Origin of the sequence: Bacillus spizizenii TU-B-10, assembly GCF_000227465.1 — a bacterium.
Taxonomy (GTDB): domain Bacteria; phylum Bacillota; class Bacilli; order Bacillales; family Bacillaceae; genus Bacillus; species Bacillus spizizenii.
Genome location: NC_016047.1, coordinates 261,304 through 288,267, shown reverse-complemented (window position 1 = coordinate 288,267; position 26,964 = coordinate 261,304). Strand labels below are relative to the sequence as shown.

22 protein-coding genes, 4 tRNA genes and 3 rRNA genes are annotated in these 26,964 nt (G+C 44.3%); 5 read left to right on the top strand and 24 right to left on the bottom strand.

Annotated elements, in window-relative coordinates; genetic code table 11:
• The first annotated feature begins 181 nt into the window (after positions 1-181).
• Positions 182-1,405, top strand: coding sequence for an MFS transporter (locus GYO_RS23320; RefSeq protein WP_014112428.1), 1,224 nt, complete (start codon positions 182-184; stop codon positions 1,403-1,405).
• A gap of 88 nt (positions 1,406-1,493) precedes the next feature.
• On the opposite strand, the gene rrf is transcribed toward GYO_RS23320, so the two are convergent.
• The 8 genes from rrf to GYO_RS44020 all read right to left on the bottom strand — a co-directional run bounded on the left by rrf (position 1,494) and on the right by GYO_RS44020 (position 7,260).
• Positions 1,494-1,609, bottom strand: a 5S ribosomal RNA gene (gene rrf, locus GYO_RS23315).
• A 54-nt stretch (positions 1,610-1,663) separates the two neighbouring features.
• Positions 1,664-4,591 (bottom strand): 23S ribosomal RNA (locus GYO_RS23310).
• 169 nt (positions 4,592-4,760) lie between these two features.
• A 16S ribosomal RNA gene (locus GYO_RS23305) occupies positions 4,761-6,310 on the bottom strand.
• Together the 16S, 23S and 5S rRNA genes with 4 tRNA genes alongside form the textbook arrangement of a ribosomal RNA operon.
• Positions 6,311-6,483: 173 nt before the next feature.
• Positions 6,484-6,559, bottom strand: a tRNA-Ala gene (locus tag GYO_RS23300).
• 7 nt (positions 6,560-6,566) lie between these two features.
• Positions 6,567-6,643: transfer RNA gene (locus GYO_RS23295), tRNA-Pro, on the bottom strand.
• A 26-nt stretch (positions 6,644-6,669) separates the two neighbouring features.
• Positions 6,670-6,746: transfer RNA gene (locus tag GYO_RS23290), tRNA-Arg, on the bottom strand.
• Between the two features lie 32 nt (positions 6,747-6,778).
• Positions 6,779-6,853 (bottom strand) — tRNA-Gly (locus GYO_RS23285).
• Between the two features lie 341 nt (positions 6,854-7,194).
• The gene (locus GYO_RS44020) at positions 7,195-7,260 is read right to left on the bottom strand and encodes a hypothetical protein (RefSeq protein WP_238528870.1); all 66 of its coding nucleotides are present in this window, start codon (positions 7,258-7,260) and stop codon (positions 7,195-7,197) included.
• 399 nt (positions 7,261-7,659) lie between these two features.
• Between GYO_RS44020 and GYO_RS23280 the strand changes: the two genes are divergently transcribed.
• On the top strand, positions 7,660-8,715 hold the full coding sequence (locus GYO_RS23280) for a glycoside hydrolase family 113 protein (RefSeq protein WP_014112427.1): 1,056 nt from the start codon (positions 7,660-7,662) through the stop codon (positions 8,713-8,715).
• Positions 8,716-8,936: 221 nt separating this feature from the next.
• The gene (locus tag GYO_RS43185; protein WP_014112426.1) at positions 8,937-9,110 is read left to right on the top strand and encodes a YolD-like family protein; all 174 of its coding nucleotides are present in this window, start codon (positions 8,937-8,939) and stop codon (positions 9,108-9,110) included.
• Between the two features lie 31 nt (positions 9,111-9,141).
• On the opposite strand, the gene GYO_RS43860 is transcribed toward GYO_RS43185, so the two are convergent.
• Together GYO_RS43860 and GYO_RS23275 are read right to left on the bottom strand one after the other, a co-directional pair.
• Positions 9,142-9,300, bottom strand: a complete 159-nt coding sequence (locus tag GYO_RS43860; protein WP_014112425.1) for a hypothetical protein — start codon at positions 9,298-9,300, stop codon at positions 9,142-9,144.
• Positions 9,290-10,366 carry a tetratricopeptide repeat protein gene (locus GYO_RS23275; protein WP_371864119.1) on the bottom strand — a complete coding sequence of 359 codons (1,077 nt, stop codon included), beginning with the start codon at positions 10,364-10,366 and terminating at the stop codon, positions 9,290-9,292. Before GYO_RS23275 ends, GYO_RS43860 begins: the two co-directional genes overlap by 11 nt.
• 266 nt (positions 10,367-10,632) lie before the next feature.
• Between GYO_RS23275 and GYO_RS23270 the strand changes: the two genes are divergently transcribed.
• The gene (locus tag GYO_RS23270; RefSeq protein WP_014112423.1) at positions 10,633-12,345 is read left to right on the top strand and encodes a ribonuclease YeeF family protein; all 1,713 of its coding nucleotides are present in this window, start codon (positions 10,633-10,635) and stop codon (positions 12,343-12,345) included.
• A gap of 5 nt (positions 12,346-12,350) precedes the next feature.
• On the top strand, positions 12,351-12,635 hold the full coding sequence (locus GYO_RS23265; protein ID WP_014112422.1) for a hypothetical protein: 285 nt from the start codon (positions 12,351-12,353) through the stop codon (positions 12,633-12,635).
• Between the two features lie 38 nt (positions 12,636-12,673).
• Here the strand turns inward: GYO_RS23265 and GYO_RS23260 are convergent, their stop codons facing one another.
• From GYO_RS23260 to GYO_RS23195, 14 genes are all read right to left on the bottom strand, one after another.
• Complete coding sequence (locus GYO_RS23260; protein ID WP_014112421.1) at positions 12,674-13,648, bottom strand: N-acetylmuramoyl-L-alanine amidase; 975 nt, start codon at positions 13,646-13,648, stop codon at positions 12,674-12,676.
• Between the two features lie 44 nt (positions 13,649-13,692).
• Entirely contained in the window at positions 13,693-14,115 is a 423-nt protein-coding gene (locus tag GYO_RS23255) for a phage holin family protein (RefSeq protein WP_041520837.1), read from the bottom strand.
• A 45-nt stretch (positions 14,116-14,160) separates the two neighbouring features.
• On the bottom strand, positions 14,161-15,054 hold the full coding sequence (xepA, locus tag GYO_RS23250; protein ID WP_014112419.1) for a phage-like element PBSX protein XepA: 894 nt from the start codon (positions 15,052-15,054) through the stop codon (positions 14,161-14,163).
• A gap of 91 nt (positions 15,055-15,145) precedes the next feature.
• A complete protein-coding gene (locus tag GYO_RS23245; RefSeq protein ID WP_010330111.1) occupies positions 15,146-15,310 on the bottom strand; it encodes an XkdX family protein in 165 nt (54 codons plus the stop codon).
• Positions 15,307-15,636, bottom strand: a complete 330-nt coding sequence (locus GYO_RS23240; RefSeq protein WP_014112418.1) for an XkdW family protein — start codon at positions 15,634-15,636, stop codon at positions 15,307-15,309. The genes GYO_RS23245 and GYO_RS23240 overlap by 4 nt, the downstream gene beginning before the upstream one ends.
• Positions 15,637-15,647: 11 nt before the next feature.
• Positions 15,648-17,402 (bottom strand): XkdV family phage structural protein, encoded by a 1,755-nt coding sequence (locus tag GYO_RS23235; protein ID WP_014112417.1) that lies wholly within the window; start codon positions 17,400-17,402, stop codon positions 15,648-15,650.
• Positions 17,403-17,405: 3 nt separating this feature from the next.
• Positions 17,406-17,678 (bottom strand): hypothetical protein, encoded by a 273-nt coding sequence (locus GYO_RS23230; protein WP_014112416.1) that lies wholly within the window; start codon positions 17,676-17,678, stop codon positions 17,406-17,408.
• Entirely contained in the window at positions 17,675-18,253 is a 579-nt protein-coding gene (locus tag GYO_RS23225) for a YmfQ family protein (RefSeq protein ID WP_014112415.1), read from the bottom strand. The genes GYO_RS23230 and GYO_RS23225 overlap by 4 nt, the downstream gene beginning before the upstream one ends.
• Positions 18,237-19,283: a baseplate J/gp47 family protein gene (locus GYO_RS23220; protein ID WP_014112414.1), complete on the bottom strand. Its 1,047-nt coding sequence runs from the start codon at positions 19,281-19,283 to the stop codon at positions 18,237-18,239. Before GYO_RS23220 ends, GYO_RS23225 begins: the two co-directional genes overlap by 17 nt.
• A complete protein-coding gene (locus tag GYO_RS23215; protein WP_014112413.1) occupies positions 19,276-19,701 on the bottom strand; it encodes a DUF2634 domain-containing protein in 426 nt (141 codons plus the stop codon). Before GYO_RS23215 ends, GYO_RS23220 begins: the two co-directional genes overlap by 8 nt.
• A 12-nt stretch (positions 19,702-19,713) precedes the next feature.
• Positions 19,714-19,980 (bottom strand): DUF2577 family protein, encoded by a 267-nt coding sequence (locus tag GYO_RS23210; RefSeq protein ID WP_014112412.1) that lies wholly within the window; start codon positions 19,978-19,980, stop codon positions 19,714-19,716.
• Positions 19,977-20,957: an XkdQ/YqbQ family protein gene (locus tag GYO_RS23205; protein ID WP_014112411.1), complete on the bottom strand. Its 981-nt coding sequence runs from the start codon at positions 20,955-20,957 to the stop codon at positions 19,977-19,979. The genes GYO_RS23210 and GYO_RS23205 overlap by 4 nt, the downstream gene beginning before the upstream one ends.
• A gap of 12 nt (positions 20,958-20,969) precedes the next feature.
• A complete protein-coding gene (locus GYO_RS23200) occupies positions 20,970-21,629 on the bottom strand; it encodes a LysM peptidoglycan-binding domain-containing protein (RefSeq protein WP_014112410.1) in 660 nt (219 codons plus the stop codon).
• On the bottom strand, positions 21,622-26,964 hold the full coding sequence (locus GYO_RS23195; protein ID WP_014112409.1) for a phage tail tape measure protein: 5,343 nt from the start codon (positions 26,962-26,964) through the stop codon (positions 21,622-21,624). Before GYO_RS23195 ends, GYO_RS23200 begins: the two co-directional genes overlap by 8 nt.

Here is a 26,964-nt window from a genome sequence, read left to right as displayed (position 1 = left end):
TGTTAACTATTTGTTAACGTTTGCATTAGGGGTTTTTATTCAAACTTCGTATGTTATCATAGAAATAAATGGATTTAATGTAAAAAAACTAAATACAAACAACATAAATAGCTTATTTTTACTACCAGTCCTATCATGTAAATTCTAGAGGAGTACTATTTTTATCAAAGGAGATTAATGAATGAAAACTCGTTTACTGTGGATTGGATGTTTATCTTACGGATCGATCGCCTTTACTCTCGTTATACTTGGAGCTGTCCTCCCGGAATTGCTTTCCCATTACGCCCAAAGCTACAGTAACGGCGGAGTATTAGTATTTTCGCAATTTATGGGGTTTTTAATCGGTGTACTAGGGATGCCTTATGCTGTGAAGAGAATGGGACGAAGAAAAGTAGTTGTTATAGGATTAGCCATGATCAGCTGCGAGTTATTTATTTATTTCCTCCCTCCGTGGCCGTTGCTCTTTCTTCTTGTCAGTATGGCTGGACTTGGAGCCGGACTGGTTGAATCTTGTGTAGGAACAATTATCCTAACAGCAATTAAAGAAAAACAAGCAATCGCCATGAGTAAGATGGAAGTAGCATACGGTTTAGGAGCCCTTTTCATGCCATTGCTATCTGGTTTTTTAATCAGCAATAATGTATGGACATTAGCCTTTCTTGTTTTGGGACTAAGTTCATTTCTTTTGATGCTTGTTTGGAGCCGACTGAGTTTTGGCAGTTTAGACGATTTGCTCATCCGTCAAACAAACACTTCGGGCAATGGAAAACAACAAGCACCTATAAGCTTTCGAAAACATGGCTTACTGTTTATTTCTTTAGCCGCTGCTTACTTCTTTTTTTATGGAGGAAGTGAAGTATCAATTGTTCACTTTATCCCTTCCATCTTCGCGGAGAAGTGGGAGATCTCTAACTCCTTAGCAACAATAACGGTAACAATATATTGGATCGGTATGATCATTGGGCGTTTACTGACTGGGCCGGTTTCCGAAAAACTAACCTATCATCGTTATCTCAGGCTGATTAATATCGGCGGCCTCATCTCACTTTGTATTTTAGCAATCAGTAAAACAGTTTTTGCAGGGTTTGTTCTTTGTTTCTTCTTAGGATTATTTATGGCTGGCATGTTCGCCATTGCGTTAATTATCACCAATCAATTCTATCCTGGAAAAACAGAACAAACGACAAGCATGTTGCTCGCTGCCAATGGATTAGGCGGTTCTATCCTGCCAATCGCAGTCGGATGGAGTCTAGATGAGTTCCCCGTACAAACTGCATTTTGGTTATTTACGACTCTTATGTTGATCATGCTGGGGATTGTATTGGTATTAAAAATATTAGAGAACCTGAAAAGCAGGAAGCTCGAAAAAATGGATACCGAAGAAAGCAAATCAATACAGATATAAAACAAAAAACCCAGCTCATTGAGCTGGGTTTTACCTTTAAACCAGAATACAAAAAGGGCAGCTCATATGAGCTGCCCTTTTTTCAATTGCTTGGCGGCGTCCTACTCTCACAGGGGGAAACCCCCGACTACCATCGGCGCTGAAGAGCTTAACTTCCGTGTTCGGTATGGGAACGGGTGTGACCTCTTCGCTATCGCCACCAAACAAATTGAGAGTGTTCTCTCAAAACTAGATAACAGGTGTGACATCATTCAAAATGTGGTTAAGTCCTCGATCGATTAGTATCTGTCAGCTCCATGTGTCGCCACACTTCCACCTCAGACCTATCAACCTGATCATCTTTCAGGGATCTTACTTCCTTGCGGAATGGGAAATCTCATCTTGAGGGGGGCTTCATGCTTAGATGCTTTCAGCACTTATCCCGTCCGCACATAGCTACCCAGCGATGCCCTTGGCAGAACAACTGGTACACCAGCGGTGCGTCCATCCCGGTCCTCTCGTACTAAGGACAGCTCCTCTCAAATTTCCTGCGCCCGCGACGGATAGGGACCGAACTGTCTCACGACGTTCTGAACCCAGCTCGCGTACCGCTTTAATGGGCGAACAGCCCAACCCTTGGGACCGACTACAGCCCCAGGATGCGATGAGCCGACATCGAGGTGCCAAACCTCCCCGTCGATGTGGACTCTTGGGGGAGATAAGCCTGTTATCCCCGGGGTAGCTTTTATCCGTTGAGCGATGGCCCTTCCATGCGGAACCACCGGATCACTAAGCCCGACTTTCGTCCCTGCTCGACTTGTAGGTCTCGCAGTCAAGCTCCCTTGTGCCTTTACACTCTGCGAATGATTTCCAACCATTCTGAGGGAACCTTTGGGCGCCTCCGTTACCTTTTAGGAGGCGACCGCCCCAGTCAAACTGCCCACCTGACACTGTCTCCCCGCCCGATAAGGGCGGCGGGTTAGAAGGTCAATACAGCCAGGGTAGTATCCCACCGATGCCTCCACCGAAGCTAGCGCTCCGGTTTCCAAGGCTCCTACCTATCCTGTACAAGCTGTACCAACATTCAATATCAGGCTGCAGTAAAGCTCCACGGGGTCTTTCCGTCCTGTCGCGGGTAACCTGCATCTTCACAGGTACTATAATTTCACCGAGTCTCTCGTTGAGACAGTGCCCAGATCGTTGCGCCTTTCGTGCGGGTCGGAACTTACCCGACAAGGAATTTCGCTACCTTAGGACCGTTATAGTTACGGCCGCCGTTTACTGGGGCTTCAATTCGCACCTTCGCTTACGCTAAGCGCTCCTCTTAACCTTCCAGCACCGGGCAGGCGTCAGCCCCTATACTTCGCCTTACGGCTTCGCAGAGACCTGTGTTTTTGCTAAACAGTCGCCTGGGCCTATTCACTGCGGCTCTCTCGGGCTTGCACCCTAACAGAGCACCCCTTCTCCCGAAGTTACGGGGTCATTTTGCCGAGTTCCTTAACGAGAGTTCTCTCGATCACCTTAGGATTCTCTCCTCGCCTACCTGTGTCGGTTTGCGGTACGGGCACCTCTCACCTCGCTAGAGGCTTTTCTTGGCAGTGTGGAATCAGGAACTTCGCTACTAAATTTCGCTCGCCATCACAGCTCAGCCTTATGGGAAACGGATTTGCCTATTTCCCAGCCTAACTGCTTGGACGCGGATATCCAATACCGCGCTTACCCTATCCTCCTGCGTCCCCCCATTGCTCAAATGGTGAGGAGGTGGTACAGGAATATCAACCTGTTGTCCATCGCCTACGCCTTTCGGCCTCGGCTTAGGTCCCGACTAACCCTGAGCGGACGAGCCTTCCTCAGGAAACCTTAGGCATTCGGTGGAGGGGATTCTCACCCCTCTTTCGCTACTCATACCGGCATTCTCACTTCTAAGCGCTCCACCAGTCCTTCCGGTCTGGCTTCACAGCCCTTAGAACGCTCTCCTACCACTGTTCGAAGAACAGTCCGCAGCTTCGGTGATACGTTTAGCCCCGGTACATTTTCGGCGCAGAGTCACTCGACCAGTGAGCTATTACGCACTCTTTAAATGGTGGCTGCTTCTAAGCCAACATCCTGGTTGTCTAAGCAACTCCACATCCTTTTCCACTTAACGTATACTTTGGGACCTTAGCTGGCGGTCTGGGCTGTTTCCCTTTCGACTACGGATCTTATCACTCGCAGTCTGACTCCCAAGGATAAGTCATTGGCATTCGGAGTTTGACTGAATTCGGTAACCCGGTAGGGGCCCCTAGTCCAATCAGTGCTCTACCTCCAAGACTCTTACCTTGAGGCTAGCCCTAAAGCTATTTCGGAGAGAACCAGCTATCTCCAGGTTCGATTGGCATTTCACCCCTACCCACACCTCATCCCCGCACTTTTCAACGTGCGTGGGTTCGGGCCTCCATTCAGTGTTACCTGAACTTCACCCTGGACATGGGTAGATCACCTGGTTTCGGGTCTACGACCACGTACTCATGCGCCCTATTCAGACTCGCTTTCGCTGCGGCTCCGCATCTTCTGCTTAACCTTGCACGGGATCGTAACTCGCCGGTTCATTCTACAAAAGGCACGCCATCACCCGTTAACGGGCTCTGACTACTTGTAGGCACACGGTTTCAGGATCTCTTTCACTCCCCTTCCGGGGTGCTTTTCACCTTTCCCTCACGGTACTGGTTCACTATCGGTCACTAGGGAGTATTTAGCCTTGGGAGATGGTCCTCCCGGATTCCGACGGAATTTCACGTGTTCCGCCGTACTCAGGATCCACTCAGGAGAGAACGAAGTTTTGACTACAGGGCTGTTACCTTCTATGGCGGGCCTTTCCAGACCTCTTCATCTACCTCGTTCTTTTGTAACTCCGTACAGAGTGTCCTACAACCCCAAGAGGCAAGCCTCTTGGTTTGGGCTAATCCCGTTTCGCTCGCCGCTACTCAGGGAATCGCATTTGCTTTCTCTTCCTCCGGGTACTTAGATGTTTCAGTTCCCCGGGTCTGCCTTCTCATATCCTATGAATTCAGATATGGATACCACTCCATTACGAGTGGTGGGTTTCCCCATTCGGAAATCTCCGGATCAAAGCTTGCTTACAGCTCCCCGAAGCATATCGGTGTTCGTCCCGTCCTTCATCGGCTCCTAGTGCCAAGGCATCCACCGTGCGCCCTTTCTAACTTAACCGTTAAAAAGAATCACTATGTGATATCTTGTCTTACTAATTGAATGTGATGTCTACTGTTATCTAGTTTTCAAAGAACACGTTTCGAAGGAATGATCCTTCAAAACTAAACAAGACAGGGAACGTTCTGTTTATAAGACCCAAGGTCTTATATTCCGTAAATATCCTTAGAAAGGAGGTGATCCAGCCGCACCTTCCGATACGGCTACCTTGTTACGACTTCACCCCAATCATCTGTCCCACCTTCGGCGGCTGGCTCCTAAAAGGTTACCTCACCGACTTCGGGTGTTACAAACTCTCGTGGTGTGACGGGCGGTGTGTACAAGGCCCGGGAACGTATTCACCGCGGCATGCTGATCCGCGATTACTAGCGATTCCAGCTTCACGCAGTCGAGTTGCAGACTGCGATCCGAACTGAGAACAGATTTGTGGGATTGGCTTAACCTCGCGGTTTCGCTGCCCTTTGTTCTGTCCATTGTAGCACGTGTGTAGCCCAGGTCATAAGGGGCATGATGATTTGACGTCATCCCCACCTTCCTCCGGTTTGTCACCGGCAGTCACCTTAGAGTGCCCAACTGAATGCTGGCAACTAAGATCAAGGGTTGCGCTCGTTGCGGGACTTAACCCAACATCTCACGACACGAGCTGACGACAACCATGCACCACCTGTCACTCTGCCCCCGAAGGGGACGTCCTATCTCTAGGATTGTCAGAGGATGTCAAGACCTGGTAAGGTTCTTCGCGTTGCTTCGAATTAAACCACATGCTCCACCGCTTGTGCGGGCCCCCGTCAATTCCTTTGAGTTTCAGTCTTGCGACCGTACTCCCCAGGCGGAGTGCTTAATGCGTTAGCTGCAGCACTAAGGGGCGGAAACCCCCTAACACTTAGCACTCATCGTTTACGGCGTGGACTACCAGGGTATCTAATCCTGTTCGCTCCCCACGCTTTCGCTCCTCAGCGTCAGTTACAGACCAGAGAGTCGCCTTCGCCACTGGTGTTCCTCCACATCTCTACGCATTTCACCGCTACACGTGGAATTCCACTCTCCTCTTCTGCACTCAAGTTCCCCAGTTTCCAATGACCCTCCCCGGTTGAGCCGGGGGCTTTCACATCAGACTTAAGAAACCGCCTGCGAGCCCTTTACGCCCAATAATTCCGGACAACGCTTGCCACCTACGTATTACCGCGGCTGCTGGCACGTAGTTAGCCGTGGCTTTCTGGTTAGGTACCGTCAAGGTACCGCCCTATTCGAACGGTACTTGTTCTTCCCTAACAACAGAGCTTTACGATCCGAAAACCTTCATCACTCACGCGGCGTTGCTCCGTCAGACTTTCGTCCATTGCGGAAGATTCCCTACTGCTGCCTCCCGTAGGAGTCTGGGCCGTGTCTCAGTCCCAGTGTGGCCGATCACCCTCTCAGGTCGGCTACGCATCGTTGCCTTGGTGAGCCATTACCTCACCAACTAGCTAATGCGCCGCGGGTCCATCTGTAAGTGGTAGCCGAAGCCACCTTTTATGTTTGAACCATGCGGTTCAAACAAGCATCCGGTATTAGCCCCGGTTTCCCGGAGTTATCCCAGTCTTACAGGCAGGTTACCCACGTGTTACTCACCCGTCCGCCGCTAACATCAGGGAGCAAGCTCCCATCTGTCCGCTCGACTTGCATGTATTAGGCACGCCGCCAGCGTTCGTCCTGAGCCAGGATCAAACTCTCCGATAAAGTAGTTTGACTGACTACGCACATCGCTGTGCGATTTTATAAAACATGAATTAACAGGTACGTTTTGTCTTGTTTAGTTTTCAAAGATCATTTCGTTTGTTCGCTTTGTTAAAGCAACTTTATTAGTATACGATGCTGCTTCTTCAAAGTCAACAACTTTTTTAAAAAACTTTTGGTGGAGCCTAGCGGGATCGAACCGCTGACCTCCTGCGTGCAAAGCAGGCGCTCTCCCAGCTGAGCTAAGGCCCCATGAAAATGGTCGGGAAGACAGGATTCGAACCTGCGACCCCATGGTCCCAAACCATGTGCTCTACCAAGCTGAGCTACTTCCCGATTTCCTAGCTATTCTATTAGAATAATGGCGCGCCCGAGAGGAGTCGAACCCCTAACCTTTTGATCCGTAGTCAAACGCTCTATCCAATTGAGCTACGGGCGCAATCAATTTTACAATATCCCGTTGGGATAAAATGGAGCGGAAGACGGGATTCGAACCCGCGACCCCCACCTTGGCAAGGTGGTGTTCTACCACTGAACTACTTCCGCATATCGCAATAAAAAAAGCTTTCTCCTTTTCGAGAAACCTTGGTAATAATACATTTAATAAAGCTTCCAAGCGGGCTCGAACCGCTGACCTCTTCCTTACCATGGAAGAGCATCTTGAAAGTTTATATCCGGTTTCTTAGGACAAAGGTAATTATAGCAGGGTTTTGATAAATGTCAATACGGTTTAGACAAATTTAGAAAGGTGGCGAATAATCGTGTTTGCCACCTTTCTGCCACCCTGGGTGGCGGACACCTGAAATTAAACCCGACAATAAACCATCTATTATAAGATAGTATTTGCTTAAACACTTTCAATGTTCTTGATGAACCCGCTTCCCAAGTTACGTATTTCTTTTCAGAGCATCTAACAGTCCTTTCAATGTACTCGGTGAGGTTAACCCTAACATATTCATTAGTTCTCTATAAGTAGGAGCAAACCCCTTGCTCCTAAAACAAAATGCTCGGATATAGTCTTGATTTATTTGATGAACAATGATTGATCTTTTTGAGCCATGATTTTTCATGTAAATCATATATAAGGCTGCTTTGTCTGCTGTAGAATTCCCTTTTGAACAAGAGTAGCGAAGATGCCTTTACAATTTGTAAAGAATTAGAATAACAAGAATCGAATACATTTTATTAGGAATGAAGGAAAGTTACTTAAAATTACTCTTCAGAAAGGAGAGAATGTATGACAAGAACTCCAAGCAAAAATACTCAGATCATCATTTCAGGTTGGATATATACTGGTATTGGTCTGACCTCGACTACAAGCATTATATTAGATAGAAGGGAGCGGGTTTATCTTGAAATACTACGGAGTTGTTTATGATGTCGGCTTAAGATTTTCTCCAGACGCGGTATCTGTCGAACCTTTTGACCCCTCACTCGTGAAGTACGATATCAACACGATCGCCCACAACTTGCACGCGAATGCAATACGCATTGAAGGTGAAGAAATTAGTCGTCTCGTGGTCGCTGCACAAACCGCCTATGCAGCTGGGCTCACCGTCTTCTTCAACCCTTGGAAAATGGGTGCGACGATCGAGGAGACGCGTTCCTACCTTGCTGAGGCTGCAAAAGAGGCCGAACGACTGAGACTCGAAGGTGTTAATATCGTATTCGTCATCGGCTGCGAGTTGACGATTTTTAGTGACGGCATCTTCCCAGGAAACTCATGGGCGGACCGCGGCATGTGGCTTAGCAAGCAGTTGGAGAGTCTTAAATCCACCTCTGCTAGTTCAGATGTTTTGGCAGAGAAGGCAGTCCTCCTCAACCAAGCACTTCGTTCCTTCGTCGAAACGGTTCGCCCAGTCTTCGGAGGACAGCTGACTTACTCAGCCGGCGTGTGGGAAGACGTTGATTGGAGCATCTTCGACATTGTCGGAGTCGACTACTACCGACACGCAGAAACAGACGAAGAGTATGTCGCAGGTCTAGAACGCTACCGTCGGAAAGGCCTTCCGATCGCTATAATGGAAGTCGGATCTTGTACATACGAAGGAGCAGGTAAGCTGGGTGACGGCGGCTTCACCGTTTTACAGGGGGTAAATCCAGACGGAACGGGAATCTTTAAGGACGGCGTGGTCCCGAAACGCAGCGAGCGAGAACAAGCAGACTACATCGGAACACAACTGGAACTTCTCAATGGAGCAAATGTGGATGCTGTCTTTGTATTCGAGTTCTCCAAACCAGCGCTACGATTCGGCGAAGGGGCAAAGGATCACGACCTGGCTTCCTTCTCTCTGGTCAAGACTTTTGGCCATGACGACCCTCGATCACAGTCATTGCCACCGTGGGAACCAAAGGAGGCCTTCTTTCGAGTCGCACAGATTTTTCGAGAGTTCTCAAAGCACCGCTAACGGTGTTTTTCCTCAGTGAAGATAAAGAGATTTTTCTCTTTAAATCCCCTAAAGCGGGGGATTTTTTCATTTAAATAATGTTTTCAGGTTCGATTCCGTCTTTAGCGCGTAAAATCTATCGTCAGGAAGCCCCGAATATCATCAGCTGGAACCGCTTCGTTTGAAAGCGTCAGTTCTTAACCTATCTCAAATTAAAAATATGGAAATGGACAAATGAAGCAATGGAGGACAATGCGGCTATAACCATTAGTTTTTATAGAAATGGCTTTATTGAGGACGTAGTTGGACATGTTCATTACATAAATGAAATTAAACAACAGTTACATGTGAAAGATTTAAAAGGGGATACTAATATTATCGCGTTCGACTCACTAACATCTGTTAAAACAGAATAACCCTCTCATGTAAGAGAGGGTCTAATATAGGTCAAGTCTGTAATCTGATTCCTGCCATTTGCATTTCAGTATTAGTCGTATGGGCCTCAATATGCTGGCCGGATTGCTCAGGGGCTGCAGTAAACGCAAATAAACCAGTGGTTACAATAACAGCAGAGAGAAATACGCAAACACCTTTTTTAATACTCATATAAACAGTCACCTCGCTGAATTTGAAGCTGCGCTTCAACCATTTTATCATAGAAAAAACTGGATTCTTCAAATTCTCCGCCTTCTCTATAATATTCTGCAGTTAGCAGCGTTATGTGTTCCGTAAATGAGAACATGTGACTTTCATTAAGATTATTCAATATATTGAGGATACCCTGTTTATCAACAGACTCAATATATAGGGCATTAAGAAACTGATTCATCGATAAGAAAAGTTCATCATTAAATTTTTGTGCTGTTTCGATCCCTTGCTGCAAAACCTTCTGTCCTTCATTAAACTTTTCTTGCTTGAATAAAACTGTGGCCAACGAATGGAGCGTATGAGGAAGTGTCCTTAAATTTGCTTTTTCTGCAACCTCAGCTGCTTCTTTCAAATATCCTTCGGCTTTACTTGGTTGTCCCATGTAATGATAACATTCACCTAAATTATACAAAGCAGAACTTATTAGTCTGTCGTGCCCTAATTCCTTAGAAAGCTTCAGGGCTTCTTCAAGATGTTTTAACCCTTTTTCATAATGTTTAAAATCGAGATAGTTACCTACGATTACAAACAAGCTTTGAATTTTTCTTACAGTATACAGCGGATTCTGATCATAAATCTCTAATGCCCTCAAAATGTGATGCATGGAAACGTGAGTTTGTTTCATGTTGTAATAAGCTTCTGCTACCTTAAAATGGAATTCAGCTTGTTCAATTTCATCGGTAACAGCATAAAGTTCTTTTTCAGCTTTACGGTAATAGTTAATAGCTTCCACGAATTCTTGCTGATCAAATTCATACATACCGCGGAAGAATAGTGAGTAATATTTCAGGAGACCGGTTAATTTCTTTTGGGGAGCTTCAATTTTTTCAAGTAATTCTGAGATGGTTGGACGTGCTGTTCTATACTTTTTTTCTGGCTCTAAGTAGTCGAGCATAAGTTGGTGTCGAAAGCTCATTAGTGAGTAATAAATTAGTAAATACTCATCCTCTTCCATTTGTTTAATTTCTCTTTCAACTTCTGCTTTTAAAATTTCAGCATCCGGAACACTAAACTGACGTATCATCTTATACCATTCGGTAATCTTAACCCCTACATGTGAGGAAGGTAAAACCGGATTCACAGGATCCCTCCTTTTTGTTTCTTTTTATGTAATATTCTAACATTTCCAAAAAGTGTTGAACCGCAAAAAAACCGCAAACTTTTTCTTCGGCTCATTTCGTTGATTGATCACATTTCAAATAAAAGGATATTTTGTATTTCTAACTTTCTTTTTATGGTAAAATTTTGTTAGTTATTGAACCACAAAGCTTAACAAGAAAGGATATGATCATGAAGGTATTTGAAGCTAAATCATTGCTTTCTGAAGCTGAAAACCGCGCAAAGGAATACAAAGATACAAGGAATCAAATGGTCAAATTAAAGAATGCCTTCAAATCAGTGGCTGATCTTGATGACAGTGAATTTTCAGGTAAAGGCGCCAATAACATAAAGGCATTTTATGAGGATCAAGCAGGAATCGCTGACCAGTGGATTGATTTGATCGACATGAAAATCGCATTTCTCACGAGTGTTATTGGAATCCTGGAAGACGCAAGCTTATCCGATGCCTACATAGAAGAATCTTTTTTAGAACACGAGCTGGCCAACGCTTATACTAAATCAAAATCCATCATGTCAGAACAGAAAAAAGCAATAAAAGACATTCTAAATGACATCAACGACATACTACCACTAGATTTATTCTCCACAGAAACTTTTAAAGACGAACTCTCTTCAGCCGACAACAAACGTACCAAGACCATCAAAAAAATTCATGAAGTCGATGAAAATTTAACATCTGAATATGCACTCTCAGAAGCAAATGAACAAATGATTCAGGCTGATTATCAAGCACTCATGAACGCTACAGCAAAAGGTAAAAACGCCTCCCCTATCCACTATAATGCAAAAGCTTATAGAGACAGTGAAATTCATAAGATGACCGAAGATGTAAAAAAACAAACTACTGACTATATTTCCTTTAAAGATCAGCAGGCGGAACAAAGAAGAATTGCGATGGAACAAGAAGAGCTCGCAAATAGGCCATGGTATGAAAAGACCTGGGATGTCGTTTGTAATTTTACGGGGGAAGTCTCCGGATATTATGATTATAAGAGAGCTGCTGATGGCGTCGATCCAGTCACCGGTGAAAAATTAACTGATGGGCAACGGGTGGCAGCTGGCGCAATGGCTGCGGCAGGATACATCCCTATAGTTGGCTGGGCCGGGAAATTAGCCAAAGGCGGAAAGGCTGTTTACTCAACGAGCAAAGCCATCTATAGGGCAGACAAAGCGCTTGATATCTATAAAACTACTAAGACATTCCCTGCCCTTCAAAACTCCAGTAAAGGACTCTACGGTCTTGCGTCAGCGAATGGTTTTAGTGAAGCAATAACCGGCCGCGATATGTTTGGGAATAAGATTTCCGAGGAGAGACGTGAAAACAGCTTAAACAGCGCGCTTGCCTCAATTGCTCCGATAGGAATGATTGGTGCAGGTAAAGTATTAAAAATAAATTCTGGCGCAGGTAAACCTTCCAACTTATTCAGAGGAGAAGATTTCCCTTATGCAACAAAAAGACCAAATGGTATCGGTAAATCTCATATTTCACCTGAGACCGGGAACCTTGTCCCCGCAAACAAAAGTGGAATGTATCAAGGCCGTCAGGTAACTGTTACGGAACATATTTTAGGAGGGTATAGGAAAGGTGGAAAATCCAATAGTCCATATACCAGTTTTACAATTAACAAAAAGATAGCAAAAGGTTACGGGGAATATACTATTGAATTAAATATATCAGCTCTACGAAAAGCCATACGTTCTGGAGAACTAAAAGGAGTTGCTATCCTAAATCCAAAACAAATTGAGAGACTTATAAAAAACGACACGAGACAAACAGAAAACTGGAAGAAAAAAGCTCTAAAATGGACTAGTAGAGATACAGAGTATTTTGTTAAGGGTGAGATACCAAAAGAATACTTCAAAATGTTTCCTAAGGAGTGAAGAGTATGTTTCTTTATTATCAAAATGAATGCTTAGGTGAAATAGATGGAGCAACAATAGAAGGGCCTTGGGCTTATGGAAAAATCAAACCTAATGACAATATGGAAAAATTCAAAGATTTTTTTAGAGCAGTGGTGGATGAAGATGATCCCTCTGCAATCGAGAAGTTTGATGATGCTCTACTAGATGATGATAATTGGTTTATCATCGATGATGAGCAAAAAAAAGTAGGGATTTCTTTACCAGGAATCTACGAAGAAGATAACGAAATAAACTGGAGATGGAGATAAAAACAAAAAGGCCCCCTCATAAAGAGGCAGGGCCTTTTTCATTTCAATTTCTCTTCAATTTTCGCTTTTGTCTTAGGTCCATAAACGCCATCAGCCGTCAGACCACTTACTGACTGGAATCGTTTGACTGCATTTGCTGTTTTCGGCCCATAAACGCCATCAATGCCGTTATTTTTCGCCCCTTTATCCGGGTAAAAATAAAGAGCAGCAAGAGCATTTTGAACTTGTCTGACATTTGTCCCTTTCGTCATCGGACTTGTCACTTTAATAATTCCGGAAGGAAGCGGATATGATGTCTTTTGGCCGCTTGTTTTAGTGCTGCTGGATGAACTAGATCCTTTTAGTTTCAACTTTTGGCCAACTGTAATTTTATTCGGGTCTTTAATGTTATTCCAACTCTGAAGATTTGCCACACTCACTCCGTGCTCTTTTGCTATTGCAGAAAGAGTATCACCTTTTTTCACTGTATATGTTGTTCCGGATCCTGAAGAGCCGCCTGAAGACACTGAGCTTTTGCCTCCGATTTTTCTTAATTCATCAGCGATAGCGGCTTTTACTTCATCCCATCGACCCTCTGACAAAATCCGGTGAGGGCAATATTTCCCGTTCCAGTCTTGATGTTTGCGAACTCGATCAACACCCCAGCCGCGTTCTTTAAGCAGCTGTGCCACAAACTTGATCGCCAGCTTTTCAGCAGCGTAGTATTTAGCGCCTCCAGACTCGCTATAACAGATTTCGACACCAATCGACTTACGATTCCCGGTACCGTTTGTTCCGTCACCTGTGTGCCATGCATTGCGATTTAACGGTAGTCCTTGAATAACCTCTTTGTCATCAACGGCAAAGTGAAAACTAGTGGAACTAGTGTTTCCAATCATGTAACTGATCTCGTTAGCGGCTGACGCATCATTTGCCGTGTTATGGATGGTAATGTATTCCGCCGTCATGGGGTTTGGACATTTCAAAGCATATTTAGCTTCTGATACAAGATTCTTTTTAACTGAGATTGTCATATGTTTCCTCTCCTATTCTTTTTTTAGATAAAAAAAGCTGCCAGTTACCCAGCAGCTTGTTCTTTGTTTTTAGTTATTTTTTCGTTGTCTTCTTCAATTACATGAAGCCGGTCCGTGATAGCAGCCGGAATCTTAACGCCGATCTGTGCCAGGTTCTCAGTAATTGAAAGCCCCTCATTTGCAATATAAAAAAGAACGGTTCCAAATGTTAGAACACCGTTCAGATTGAGAATAGTATCGACGATATTTGCCAAGATGACCACTAGAAAACTAAGCATTTTTCGGACATAACCAAACCAAGCACTCCGGCTACGTAACTTCTTGAATTTCCACGCCTTAATTACGCCTGTTATAACGTCAAGGATGCTGAGAACTAACAATAAATCAAGGTACTTCACACCACCAAACAAATAAATTCTCGCTAAATCCAACGTTTCAAAGTTAATAAACACACTCGTTTCCTCCATTTCTTTATCACCTCCTTAGAGGCAAAATAAAAGGACAGCCTGACTTTATGAGACGGCTGTCCCTCTTACTGAAAAGTTTCCATTCGTCAAAGATTTTAGTTCCATCACAATTTCTTTAAAACCAGTAATATCAAAAGACCAGGCTTCTGATTTACCTTTTGTGCTAGTGGCAAACGTGCCATCGTCCACTTTTTGCCCTCTCAGGGCTCGTTTTGTTCCAGATAAAGATTTACCCCAGAATATTAATTCACTTGTCTCAGCTGTCCCATAAACCTCAATGAGCAACGTTTTAAATGATCCAACAGTGAATGGATTACCTTCCCCGACTGTTTCTGTTTTATCATGAAAAACAACATCCATTGTTTTTGCTTGAGTGTCTAATGAGCTGAGATTCAAACCTTCAGTCTGAACTTTTAAGCGGCCATTATCGGTTAAGTTGCTCTTATCTATTTGCATAGTTAGCGGAGCAGCTGTCGTAATTGGAACAGCTTGTTTAATATTTATATCTTCTTCCCCAGCGCCAAGCGACTGATAAAGCAAGAATTCAGACTGTTGCAGATTACCGTTTGCATACCTGAAGCGGAAATATCGCTGGGTTAATTGAATCCATTCAGTCTCGCCGAGCGTTCCCGCTTTTACCACTAATGAAGAAACTGTGGTCCACGTATTCGCATCATTACTTTCTTCGATGAATAAGGTTCCTTCACGATCAGAATAAGCATGACCTTTTACTTTTGAAATTAAAACCTGACCTAAGCGATCTTGGCCATACTGTGTATACACTTCAGTTGCTTTTAAGGCTTTGTTTGTCAGCAGCTCTGCATTACCCGAAATGGCAGCCACCGGCACCACAAAATCTCTGTTTCCTTCTCTGTATGGTTTGGCTGCTCCAGGCTTACCAGCTGCATCTGTTGGAAATTGAAAACTATACTTCACCATTTAAAAATCCTCCTTGCTATTGTTGATCTTTACACGGTCAATCATAGGCGTTACATCGTACCCACCCCCTTTCAGGCAAAATAAAAAAGCCCTAAATGGCTTCTCCTGTAATCTCCTTATACTGTTCTGCAGTAATTAGATTTTTTTCTATTCCTTCCTGTAAATCTTCGGGCGAGCAATCTTTGTAATGGATTGCCTGCTTCACCATTTCAGCGGTAGCCCAGTTATAATACAAAGCCAATACCCAATAATTCATACGTTATTCTCTCCTTGTAAGGAAAGCAGCTGTAGCTTTATTTCAGACAGCGCATTTCCTAATGTTTGGTTTAATTCTTCAAGCTTTTTGCGGGCCAGCTTCTCTTGTGACAATTCTTGTGCAAGCAACTCTACCTGATCAGGAGGCTCATATGCTGGATTGCTTTTCGATTCTTCCCACCAGGCTTGCAATTCCTCCTGAGTAGGTAACGGCGCCCGGAGATTCCATTTCTCAATATATGAACCGTTACCGTCGTTCCGCAGTTCAAAGTCATTTCTCGGTACTGCATTAGGATACTTGTACATAATTGCATCATACAAAATCATAAATGCACCTCCTAAAATCTCGGATAATTTCTTCCACCCATTTCAGTAATATCAAAATAGTTATACCATCCTGAGTTGTCAGTAATATAACGCTGAACATCCCCGTCATATCCAACATAGAGATAAATCTCTATATAATCGCCTGCATTAGCCGGAACAGTGGCGGCTCCATAAACCCCTACATTGAATTGTGTTGTATCAGAAGGATTTGCTGGACTATTTCTGTAATGCGCTATATTTTTATAAATCTTTCCGTTAAGATAAATTTCCATCTCATAGTTAGCATATCTTTGAACGTTCTCGATATATAAACCTGCATTGACTAAAAACATACCGCTATTGGGGCAGATAAAACGGTTATTAGTGACGTCAAAAGCATTATGACTGTCTTTTATCTTTCTATTAAAACGAACTTTCTGCTGTTCACCTTTGATAAGAAGCTGTTTTCCAGTTGTACCAACATTGGTATGTGCAAATCCAGATATTTTTTCCCAAGGAGTCCAGCCGGAACCACTCCACCAATGGCGAACCCATACCCCTGTACTGTCAATATAGGTTCCTGATTCATTGCCTGTACCGTAAAAATATTGTGTGAAGCGGGAGTTATTATACTTTTCATTTTTCACAATTCCATATCGCAAAGGGTACCCGGTCGTGTTACCTTGGCCAATATCCATAAGAGTAAGGCCGAGTGGATATGATTCTCCACTTGTTCTCGCGTCCTGAATTGCGTTTGTTCCTGTAAGAACGGTCAGTTTTTGATTAGTAAAGTTTTCTTGAACAAAGGCTTTTGCATCTGAAAGAGCCTTGTCAGCTTTCTCTTGTGATGCAGTTTCTGTTTCGATCTTCTTCCACCCCTGCCATCCGACAGTATTACCGTCCCAATAATTCGTAAAGACATTATTTCTGTAGTCCATGGCATAAACCCAACCATAGCTGCCTTTACCATCAGATGATTGGCTTGTCATTTGATAAAACCCTCTCGTAGAGGCGGTAGAAGGAGAATTTACTGCTTTTCCATTTGCATAAAAGGTCCCCATACTCCTACCTCTATTTATAATTGCCTGAAGCATATCTTCGCCTTCATTCACTGCAAAAGATACCCCTCCAACATCATTTGTAATTTTAGATAGTTGAGCAGCATTCCATTTATCCTTATCACTTTTAGTAACATGGATATCTTTATTATCCGTGTGAACAGCCAATCTTTCTATTGATCCTTCTTCTGTTTCGTACTTTATCCAATCTGACCAGGTTCCGTTAACTAATGACTTTCTCCAAAAGCCTCCATCTGCGGCCATGGCCATTGCTTCTCCACTCGTCGAAGAGGAGCACAAGTAAATACCGCGAACCGCTTGGGGCGGTGCATTAATAGCATCACTCGACATGTAAAAAGTAAAAGTCTTTTTCTGCCCTATCGCAACACTATGAAAGTCATAGCCTTGACCGATGTTAATAAGAATGGATCCATCGTCTTTCGTCATTTTCGAAAGCTGTGCCCCATTCCATTTAGCTCGCTCTTCATTCGTAACATGCCGTTCCTGATCTTGATTGTGCAGATCAAAATCTTTCTTCGCCGCCTGCTGTACGTTATCAACATTCCCCAGATCCAGCTGTTCCTTTGTCACCTTGTGAGGGTTGTTCATGTCATTTTTATGTGCGGCTAAACCTTTATGCGCTTCTTCAATACCTTTCTCCCAACGGTTCACATCATCCTCATTGATTGGATCATCCGGCAGCCAGTCTGTTTTTGCTTCATATGCCATTTGTTACACCACCTCAAAAGTAAATCTAAAGTCCAGCGTTCTGTTGTTACTTACATCTAAATCTGTTGTTCTTTCCGTAATCACGTTGTTTTGCTCATCAAGGACCTGAACACTCTTAATATGTTTGATATCTTCTTCTCGATGAGTAAGTACCGTGACAACTGCGCCCTGAATGGTTATTTCCACAATCTTTGTTTCATTTCCATTCAGCAGCACTTTCGATATTCTACTTTTAAGATCTGCAGCTGTACGCTCTCTATAAACTTTCGTAATCATGGTAAAACCACCTCGTTATTATTGAGCGTGACGGAATAACCCACCATCAGCTCACTTGCTTTTCGATACCTTCTGTTATTCAGAATGACAGTATCTTTTATCTTGAGTGGCTCATTTAAAGCAGCTCGCAAGGTATACGCCAAGTGAGCCGGCTTCATATTTTCTAATGTTTCTATGAGCTCGCTCATGTGCTGCATATCATCTATATCAATATCAACATTAAAACGGTACTCTCCAGGAAGTAGCCGGACCTGAGCGGACGGATTCTTCAAGAACCGATTCAATGCCTGTTCAATGGCCATATATGTTGCGGGCGGTATATTGGACATTTTCGAGATCAGCCGCAGCCGGCGGATCTCGTACGTATCACCGGACTCTCGAGGCACGTTCAATATTTTTTCCCACCGTTCAAGTCCCCAGGTTGCTGTTGTGACAAACAGCTGATCTGTCAGATCAAAAATGCTATTATTTTGCTTTTCAAATTCTGGAGATTCCGCTTTAAGAAGTTCAGCCATTTCCTTTAACTTGGTAAGGAACGGCGGCAGGTAAGCAGTCATTTCATCGAGTTTGCTCAATGATGTTCACCTGCCCCAATTTAGGGATTTCGACGTCACTCAGAACCAAATTTTCAGCCAAACCGTTTATTTTAATATCTGCATAATCACTTACTGAGGGTGAATTATAGACAATATTATTGATCTGCGATAAGCGGATGACATTATCTTCGAACGCCATCTTTTTAAAGAGGTTTAATACACCTGATTCGATTTCTTTCTTCACCTGCTCAATAGAGCTATTGACCTCGGGAAGCACCTCAGCTGATATCTCAATCTCTTTCCAAACCGCACTCTCCACCGTGACAAAGGCGCCAATAGGCGCCTGTCCTTCTCCTTGTCCCGGTTCAGGATCAATATAGTTCTTGACCTTGGATATTAAAATATCGGATGCAGGTTCCAAGTTGGCGTTGGTCACGACAATTTTGACCGTTCCGTCCCCATTCCAAAGCGGAAAGATTTTTGCCTTACCGACTCCGTCAACTTCTTCCGCCCACTGCTTATAATGCTCTTTATTTGCACTAACAGCTTCCCGGCGTACGCGGGTAAAATATCTCGCTCTTAAACTGTCATCATCCTCTTCTTCACGTCCAGGAATCAGGATCTCTTTCACAATTGCTTTTTGAAGTCCTGGAATGGTATCCAATGACAATAGATTCTGGCCGGAAATATTCGCGTTCCCCGCTTCTCCGGCTGTTTCACATTCCAACGTCCCGTCAGCTGTGTATTGAAAATACAGATTATCAACAAAAAAGCGGGAACCCACTGGAATGGTTATTCCTTCAGTAAACTCCGCTGCCCTGACTGCTTTCGTGGCAGCCGTTCGCTCGATGCCGGCTTCAGTAGCCCGACGATCTAAAAATTCCCCTTGTGCTGTGTCCGAGAAGACAAGTTCCAGCACCGTATCGAGCCAAATATAAGACTTGGCCAATTCTGCAGCTGCAGGAGCTAACGCGTTATAAATCACGCTTCCTTCCCTTGTATCAATGTCAGCTGAAATTCTGTTCAGCATCCGGTCCATAATTTCTTCAAAAGTTTGATCTTCAAACATCTTCACCGAGCACCTCCTCGATCTCTAATGTTCCCTCGTCAGTTTCGACTGTAAAGGAAACATGGAACGAATCGCCTTGTTTTTCTATTTCAAAATCTGACACAGAAGAAACACGATCGTCATAGATCAGTGCCTCCTCTATCAGTCGCGGAATCTCCATTTTCTTATATGCGTCTGTTGTTTCATTATCTGCTAGGACGTCTTGAAGCTCATTTCCAATGTCATGACTGAAAACAGAATAGGCGTATCGCTCAGTATGGAGGGATAAATATACAAACTGCTTGATGGCTTCAAGGCCTGTGATCATTTCATTTGTGATACGGCCATTTTCAAAATCTATTTTGTAGGTTTGCGAGGTCTCTATGACTTCGCTGCCATCTTCAATATCATCAAATTCAATTTCTGGCGAAAGGGCCAACCCGGGCACCCCCTATATTTTGTCGAGAATAAAAAATGATTGTCCGCCTTTTAAGGAGACAACCATCACATTCTCACCCATCTTTAGTTCTTCATCTTCTCCAGCCTGCAGCCGCTTAGGAATAATAATCAAATCAGACGGAATAATTAGCTTTTCATTTTCATTGAGTTTAATTTCAACAGGAGAAACGGAAACCACTTCAGCCGGCAGGATATCCACCGGCGACTCTGAATCAACGGCACCGACAGCCAAATGCTTGATCGCTTCACTTAGTCTCATGAGGAAACACCATCAGGAATAGAGTTTTTCTCCACAACATCAATGGTCATCGTGTGCGTAGATCCTTTAAATTCGTGTTTGTCTGTATCGATCCAGTATGTTTTCTTAACCCCGACTTCCGGAATTGAGATATAAACGGGCAAGCCGCTCTGAAGATCCGGAATGCCAATCGCTTGAATACTCTTGAGTTCTTTTTTAACACCTTTTTTCTGTGCCTGTTTGACTTTCGCACGCTCCTGAAGCTGCGCCTGGTTAATGTTATCAGAAACCGTTTCGACATACTGAAGCACACCATATTTACAGATCCCTGAGTTGTCACTTGCGGTGGCTGTGTATGTTTTATTGTCTTTCTGCCGGCGGAGCTTTACTTTTGTGGCCGTGTCATTAATTGAAGTGCTGTATTGATAGCCGGTGATGTTTACACCCGTCTCCAGCACCCATACTTCTGACGGATCTGGCCAAGCACGAAGGCCAAGCTTCCCCTTCGCCGAATATAATTGATAATTCCTTCCGGTTTGGCTTTTCGTTTGTTTCAAGGCTTTTAGAATCATGTCATAAAGGCTCGTATCGTCTTTGAACACAAGGGATTTAATTGTATGACCTGTGTTTGCAATAGACGTTGTGGGAATCTGAAAGTCTCTTGCCAAGCGTTTTATGATCTCGTCTGCACGCTGATTAGAGAAAACATAAACATCTTTGTTTTTGACCAGATATTGCAGCATGTCATAAGCCGTAAAGGTCAGCCCGTGTTCTTCCGGATTGCGCGAAAACACTATACCTCGAAACAGCTCTTTCCCTTTCCACTTAAATAAAACCGTATCCCCTTCAGATACGCTGTAATATGAATGGGTTCCCTGTTTCGTAATAATCCTGGCCGTGATCGACCGCGGTGCCTGATACCGTTGTCCTTCGAGTGAAACACTTTCAGTTACCAGCTCAAGCCATTCCGTTTCTTTAATGACGAAAAGTTCTATCATGTCATCACCTGCTTATTGCGGTATCTTTAATTTTTGGCCAGGAAAGATCCAGTGTCCTGGCTGCCTGATATTCCGTTTACTTCGTTTGATCATAGCCTTTTTATTGACGTTCCATATTTTGCGCCACTTTGTGCTGTCTCCATAAAATTTACCGGCAAGATCCCACAGTGTATCGCCTTTTTTAACCGTATATGTTTTAGGAGCTGATTTAGACGGCCGTTTCTTCTTCGTCTTTTTCTTCTGCTTGATCTTCCGCGGGGAAGCGGTTTTGTATTCCTTCAGTTTGATTTCAAAATCACGGTCACCTATATCTTTTTGACCCTCGCTATAAGAAAAATCCTCAATACTGCAGGTAAAGTTGATTTTCGTGCCAGTAATCAGAAACTGAACAGGTTTTTTCGCTTTCGCCCATTTCTCAATCTTAGCGATGGCATTTTCCGGAGAAGGAAAACCTTTATATTCGGCAAGCGGGCTGTGTTTCTTCGGAAAAAAAGATGAGAACGAAATCTCTTTCGTTCCCGGTTTATCTATAAAAGTGATCTCCCCAAAACTGGCCACTTTTACAGACTCATTTTGAATTGTGTTGGATATATCAATTTGTTCAGGAAGGACGGGAAGCCGTAGCTTGTCCTTCCCTTGTGAAATCCAGAATTCATAAACAGATCTAGTCAAACGCGACGACTCCCTTCGTTCCAATGTTGATATCTTGTTCAAGTTCATCGACAAGGACCTGTTTAATTTTTGAGACCAGACTGTTCACATCTTGATCATTGTAAAAATGCTGATCGCCGTTAAACTGAATAACGACCTCTTTACCTCTTGCAGCGGTAACAGTTGTTTGTTGGCTGCCTGTTGTAGCAGCAGTTACCTGGCCAGATGATAATTCAGCTTGGCCTGTTTGTGTAGGATCCGTGACTTCCATTCCGAGAGCTTTAGCTGCTTGAGCCAAAAGATAGCGGCCACGGATGCCCCGCTCCTCCGGAATGATCCATTCACGTTTATTTCCTTCACCCACACGAGCAATTTGTTCTCTTGTGATCAGGCCGCCGTTAGCGTAACCAACATACGGTCCACCGCGTCTCAAGCTTTTAATACCAGGTACATTGTCAATAGAGCCGTATCTGCTTTTGATGTAGCCGATCGCAGCAGCAGCGTTGTGAATCGGGTTTCTAATGTTATCCATGCCTGGTGCTTTATGTGCGTTAAAAGTGGTCGGTACTGTCTGCATGAGCCCTTGAGATGGATTGCCTGCCTTCGCGTTACTATCCCACAGGTTAATGGCGTTAGGGTTGCCTCCTGATTCAAACTTAGCAATTGTCATCAGTCCTGGAAGCCAGCTTAATGGTGTTTTTGTGGCCATCATTGCAGCCATAAGCCACTGTTTCACATTTCCGCCTACTGCACCCATTCCGGAATAAGCAGCTTCCAGTGAACCTGCTTGTTTTTCAGCGTATTTTTTCACATCGACAGAATCCAGTCCTTTTACAACACCGACAGAGGCAAAACGCCCCAAGCTCATCATGACACGAGAAGGTGAATGGATATCTAACTCTTCACGGAAAGCTTTCTCTACTTTTTTTGCTAGTTCCTTGGCTGCCTCATGGACCTCACTGCCCTTTGAATTCATACCTGAAACAAAATTCCCGATCATTCCGGTTCCCCAGCCGTTTGATGATTCTTTAGACTTCAAAAACGGCTTATTCACATGAGTATTTACATACTGATCAGTGCCAGTTTGTGAACTATTTTGACCGGAAGCAAACCCTTTGATCGTACCAGTTCCCCATGAAGAAGATTTATTCACAGTGTTCTGGAATGGTGTTTTGACTTTCGTCTGCAAGAAGCCATCTGTTCCGGTTGCCGTACTGTTCTGGCCGTTAGCATAACCATTGACCACTTGTTTTCCGTAATTCGGAGAGTAGGAGATCAAATTTTTCATAGGTTGGCCAACGTTTTTCTGTTTCCAAGCATCCATTGAAACGATGTTATCGCCAATACCTTGATCGAAGCCTTGTGTGAACTGTTGGCCGAAAGAAGCCGCCTGTTCATTTAGGCTCGACGTATCAACAGTAGGAGCTACCGTCGTTGAGACTGATGCTCCGCCGGCTAATGGTGAAACAGCAGTTTCTCCACCTGCAGATGAAGCAGAAGCCATATCGTCAACAACGCTCATCCCTAGTTTAGAAGCGGCCTGAGAAAGAAGCATTTTACCGCGCCCCTTGTTGTTATCAACAGGGATCACAAACTCCTTACCTGCTTCGCCAATCCAAGAAATAGTTGGTTTCGTAATATAGCCACCCGTCGCATTCCTTTCAAGAACGCTTTTTTGTTTAGGGAAAATACTTGTTGGTGCTGATGGCTGAGACTGAGCAAGATCAGCAATTCCTCTGCCACCGCTAGTATTTTTACCAGGAGAAGACTTACCGGATTTCTTTGTCGGTAATCCAGTAGCTTCTTCACCTCTCCCTATGATATTGCCTATGATCTCCCCTCCAGCGTCAGCTAACCCTTTTAGCTTAATGACCCACCAGAAGGTATCTTCAAACTTCTTCTTAATTCCGTCAGCTATCTTTTCAAGGGGATCCCCTACATTTTCACTAAACCATTCAGAAATACCATTCCAAGCATCTTTAACAGCTTTTTTCGCTGACTCAAATTTTTCCGAAATGGATTTTTTGGCATCTTCTACTTTTGAGACAATCGGATTCCAAACATTTTCACTGAACCAAGCCGAAACTGCACTCCACTTGTCAGAAATCCATGTCCACGCTTCGTTAAGCTTTGTCCAGATCCAGTTCGCTGCATTAGTGACAGCATCACTTACTGGCGTCCAAACATTATCCATGAACCAAGTTGAAACTGTAGACCATAATTCTGAAATAAAAGTCCATGCTTCGTTGATCTTCGTCCAAATCCAATTTGCTACGTTACTAACAGCTGTACTGATTGGGTTCCAGACATTGTCATAAAACCAAGTTGCCACCTGAAGCCATTTTAATTGGATCCAGATTCGCGCATAATCAATATGTGCTTGGATCCATCCGGCAACAGTTGCAACTGTATTACTAATAGGATTCCAGACATTATCCATGAACCAAGTGGAGACAGTGGACCAAGTGTCTGAGATCCAAGTCCAAGCGTCATTTATTTTTGTCCAAATCCAATCAGCAGCATCAGTGACACCGTCAACTAATGGATTCCAGACATTATCCATGAACCAAGTTGAAACAATCTTCCAAAGAGCTTGGATACCATCCCAGGCAAATAAAAAGGCACCTACTACTAAATTTATGATCGGAACTGCAGTGTTATAAATAGGTGTCCACACGTTATCCACAAACCAGGATGACACGTCATTCCAAGTATCAGTCAGCCATTTCTTAGCATCCTCAAATTTATCGGTGATCTTATCAATCTTGTCTCCGGCCCAATCACTAACTGGGTTCCAGACGTTATCCATAAACCAATCTGAGAAATCAGACCAAGTATCCTTGATCCAATCAACGGCGTTTCCTGCACCGTCCTGAATTCCATCCCATGCTTTAGAAGCGCCGCCATCATCAAACCATTTGCCAATGGATGATCCTAAATCTGAACCCCCGATGCCGCCTGCAATACTACCGACAACTCCGCCGACAGCAGTGCCGACAACAGGGACGACAGAACCAATGGCTGCACCTGCGGCTCCTCCTGCAGCAGCTCCGCCAAGATTCCCAGCAAAAGAACCAACTTTCTCACCTGCATTATCTTTGTTCATCCCGAGTAAGTCGGTTGCAGCTAATGCAGTTCCCAAAAGAGGGATACCTTTCGCAAATTTACCGACACTTTTCAGCGGACTTAAAACTTTCCCGAACTTCGAGGCACCGCCCGTCGCTCGGCCTGCTGCACGGAGTTCTGATCTGGTAGTATTTACTGAAGCTCTTGAACCTGTGCCTCTAACAGGATCAGCTGCGGTTCTTCCTGAACGACGTCTTTCCAGCTGTTCGGATGATACAGTGATAGATCTATTAGAAGGGTTCACACTGGTTGGATTACCACGTCGGCCAGAAGCATTTTTCCCTCTTCCTTTACGGCTGCGGTCACTTCCGCCGATACCGCTACAGCAACAACATGTTAAGCTACCGCTCCGTGGTAGACTTGTTGGACTCGAAGCAGATCCGGAACTTCCGCCCCTTCTCCCTGAACCACGAGCAGCCTTTCCATTACGTCTGCCGCTTCGTGTATTAGGGTCACCGCCGGGAGTACGGTTGGGAATCAACTTCCGAATTACTCCCGCTGCATCACTTCCCACAGTTCCAATTCCTTTTAAGAGCGGCCGTAGGATTTTCAAATATGCAATCAATCCAATTAAAGAAGGAATCACAACTTTAAAGGCTGTTTTTAAATCGTCCCAATGATTCACCGTCCACTCAATGGCCACATTCAGCTTGTCACCTATGGCCTCGCCAAGATCAGTAATATCCTTTTTGATCTCTTTGAGTTTTTCTTGACCTTCCTTGCTGTTTAGGAACGAGTCGATCTTGTCAAAGGCTGGGCCTAAACCGGTAAGCAGTGAAGTTCCCATATCCTTAGATATGCTTTCAAAATCCCGCATGGCGTCATTAATCGGTGTCATCGGGTTATTATCCCGAAGCTGAGAAAAGCTGCGTTCCAGTTCGCCTGTTGTTTTTGCACTTGTCCCAATGCCTTCAGCCATATCTAAAATCGGCTGCTTCAGGTCTTCATATTGCGTTCCTATTAGCTCCGTGGCGATAGATGCCCGCTTAGTCTTGTCTTTGACTTTTGATAAGGCATCAGCAACCTTAAATAAGCTTTCTTGACCACTAATAGAACCGTCTTTAAACCCTTTGAACATCTTCTCTGTTTCTTTGGCACCGAATAGCGATTTGAACGCGTCTACTTGACTATCAGACATTTCAGTACGGCGAATGTTAAATTCACGCATACTGTCAGCAAGGTTGTCGAAGTTTCTGGCCCCGCCTTTTGTCCCTTTAATCATGGCGTTAGCGATCTGGCCGCCTGTGAGTTTCATGTCTTTAAAAGTGGAACTGTATTCATTCATCGTGTCCAGCAAATCGTCGGCCTGGTCACCGGCATTCCGGTACACATACGCGATTAAATCCCCGCTGTCTTTCCCGGACATTTTCAAGTTGTTATACATTGAGCTGAAGGCCCGGTCCACTTCCGCCTGATCAGCATTCATGAGCTGTGCGATCTTGCTAGATGACTCTGTCAATTCAGCCAGGGCTTTTTTAGATGCTCCTGTCTGTTGAGACAAGGTTCTCAGAGATAAGCTGACTTCTTCCCGGGATCCTCCCGCTTTGTTGTCATAATAGATCTGGTCTGTCATTCTAGCAGCGTCTTTTTTGCTGACTTTCGAAGTCGCTGAAACATAAGCGTCTTGGGACATAGCACTTTTCCCGCTGCCCATAATCGCACCAGCCGACAGTCCGCCGCCAACTGCCAGGGTGACAGCAGCGTTTTTCAGACCGTCTAACTTTGCTTCAATTGCATCCAGAACCGCTGAAGCCTTGTCCTTAATAGAAACAGTAGGCTCTGCATGTTCGCTGTCTACATCAGACACATGGCGCCGGATCTCATCTAATTGGCTTGAAGCACGATCACGAACTGAAACAGTAGGTTCAGCATGCGAGCGATTCAAATCAGAGAGACCTCCACGAATTAAGCGAAACCGTGGTGTAGCTTGATCATTAACGGAAACCGTCACCTCATGGTTACCCTCAGTAAGATCCTCTGTTTGCTGGCGTATAGAACGCAAACCATTTGAAACCCGATCATCTAAACCGACTTCAATTGATCGAGCCCGCCCAGTCAAGCGGCTTGCTGATCGGTCAATTCGTCTCATAACCCGCTCTGTTCGATCTTCAGCATCAAAAATAAGAGGGCCATTAGCGGCCCTCTGAAGTCTCTCTGCATTCCCTTGTATCTTTCGAAGCTTTCGGGTGATCTTATCTTGTAAATCAAACGTAGCTGTTAGTTTAGCCAT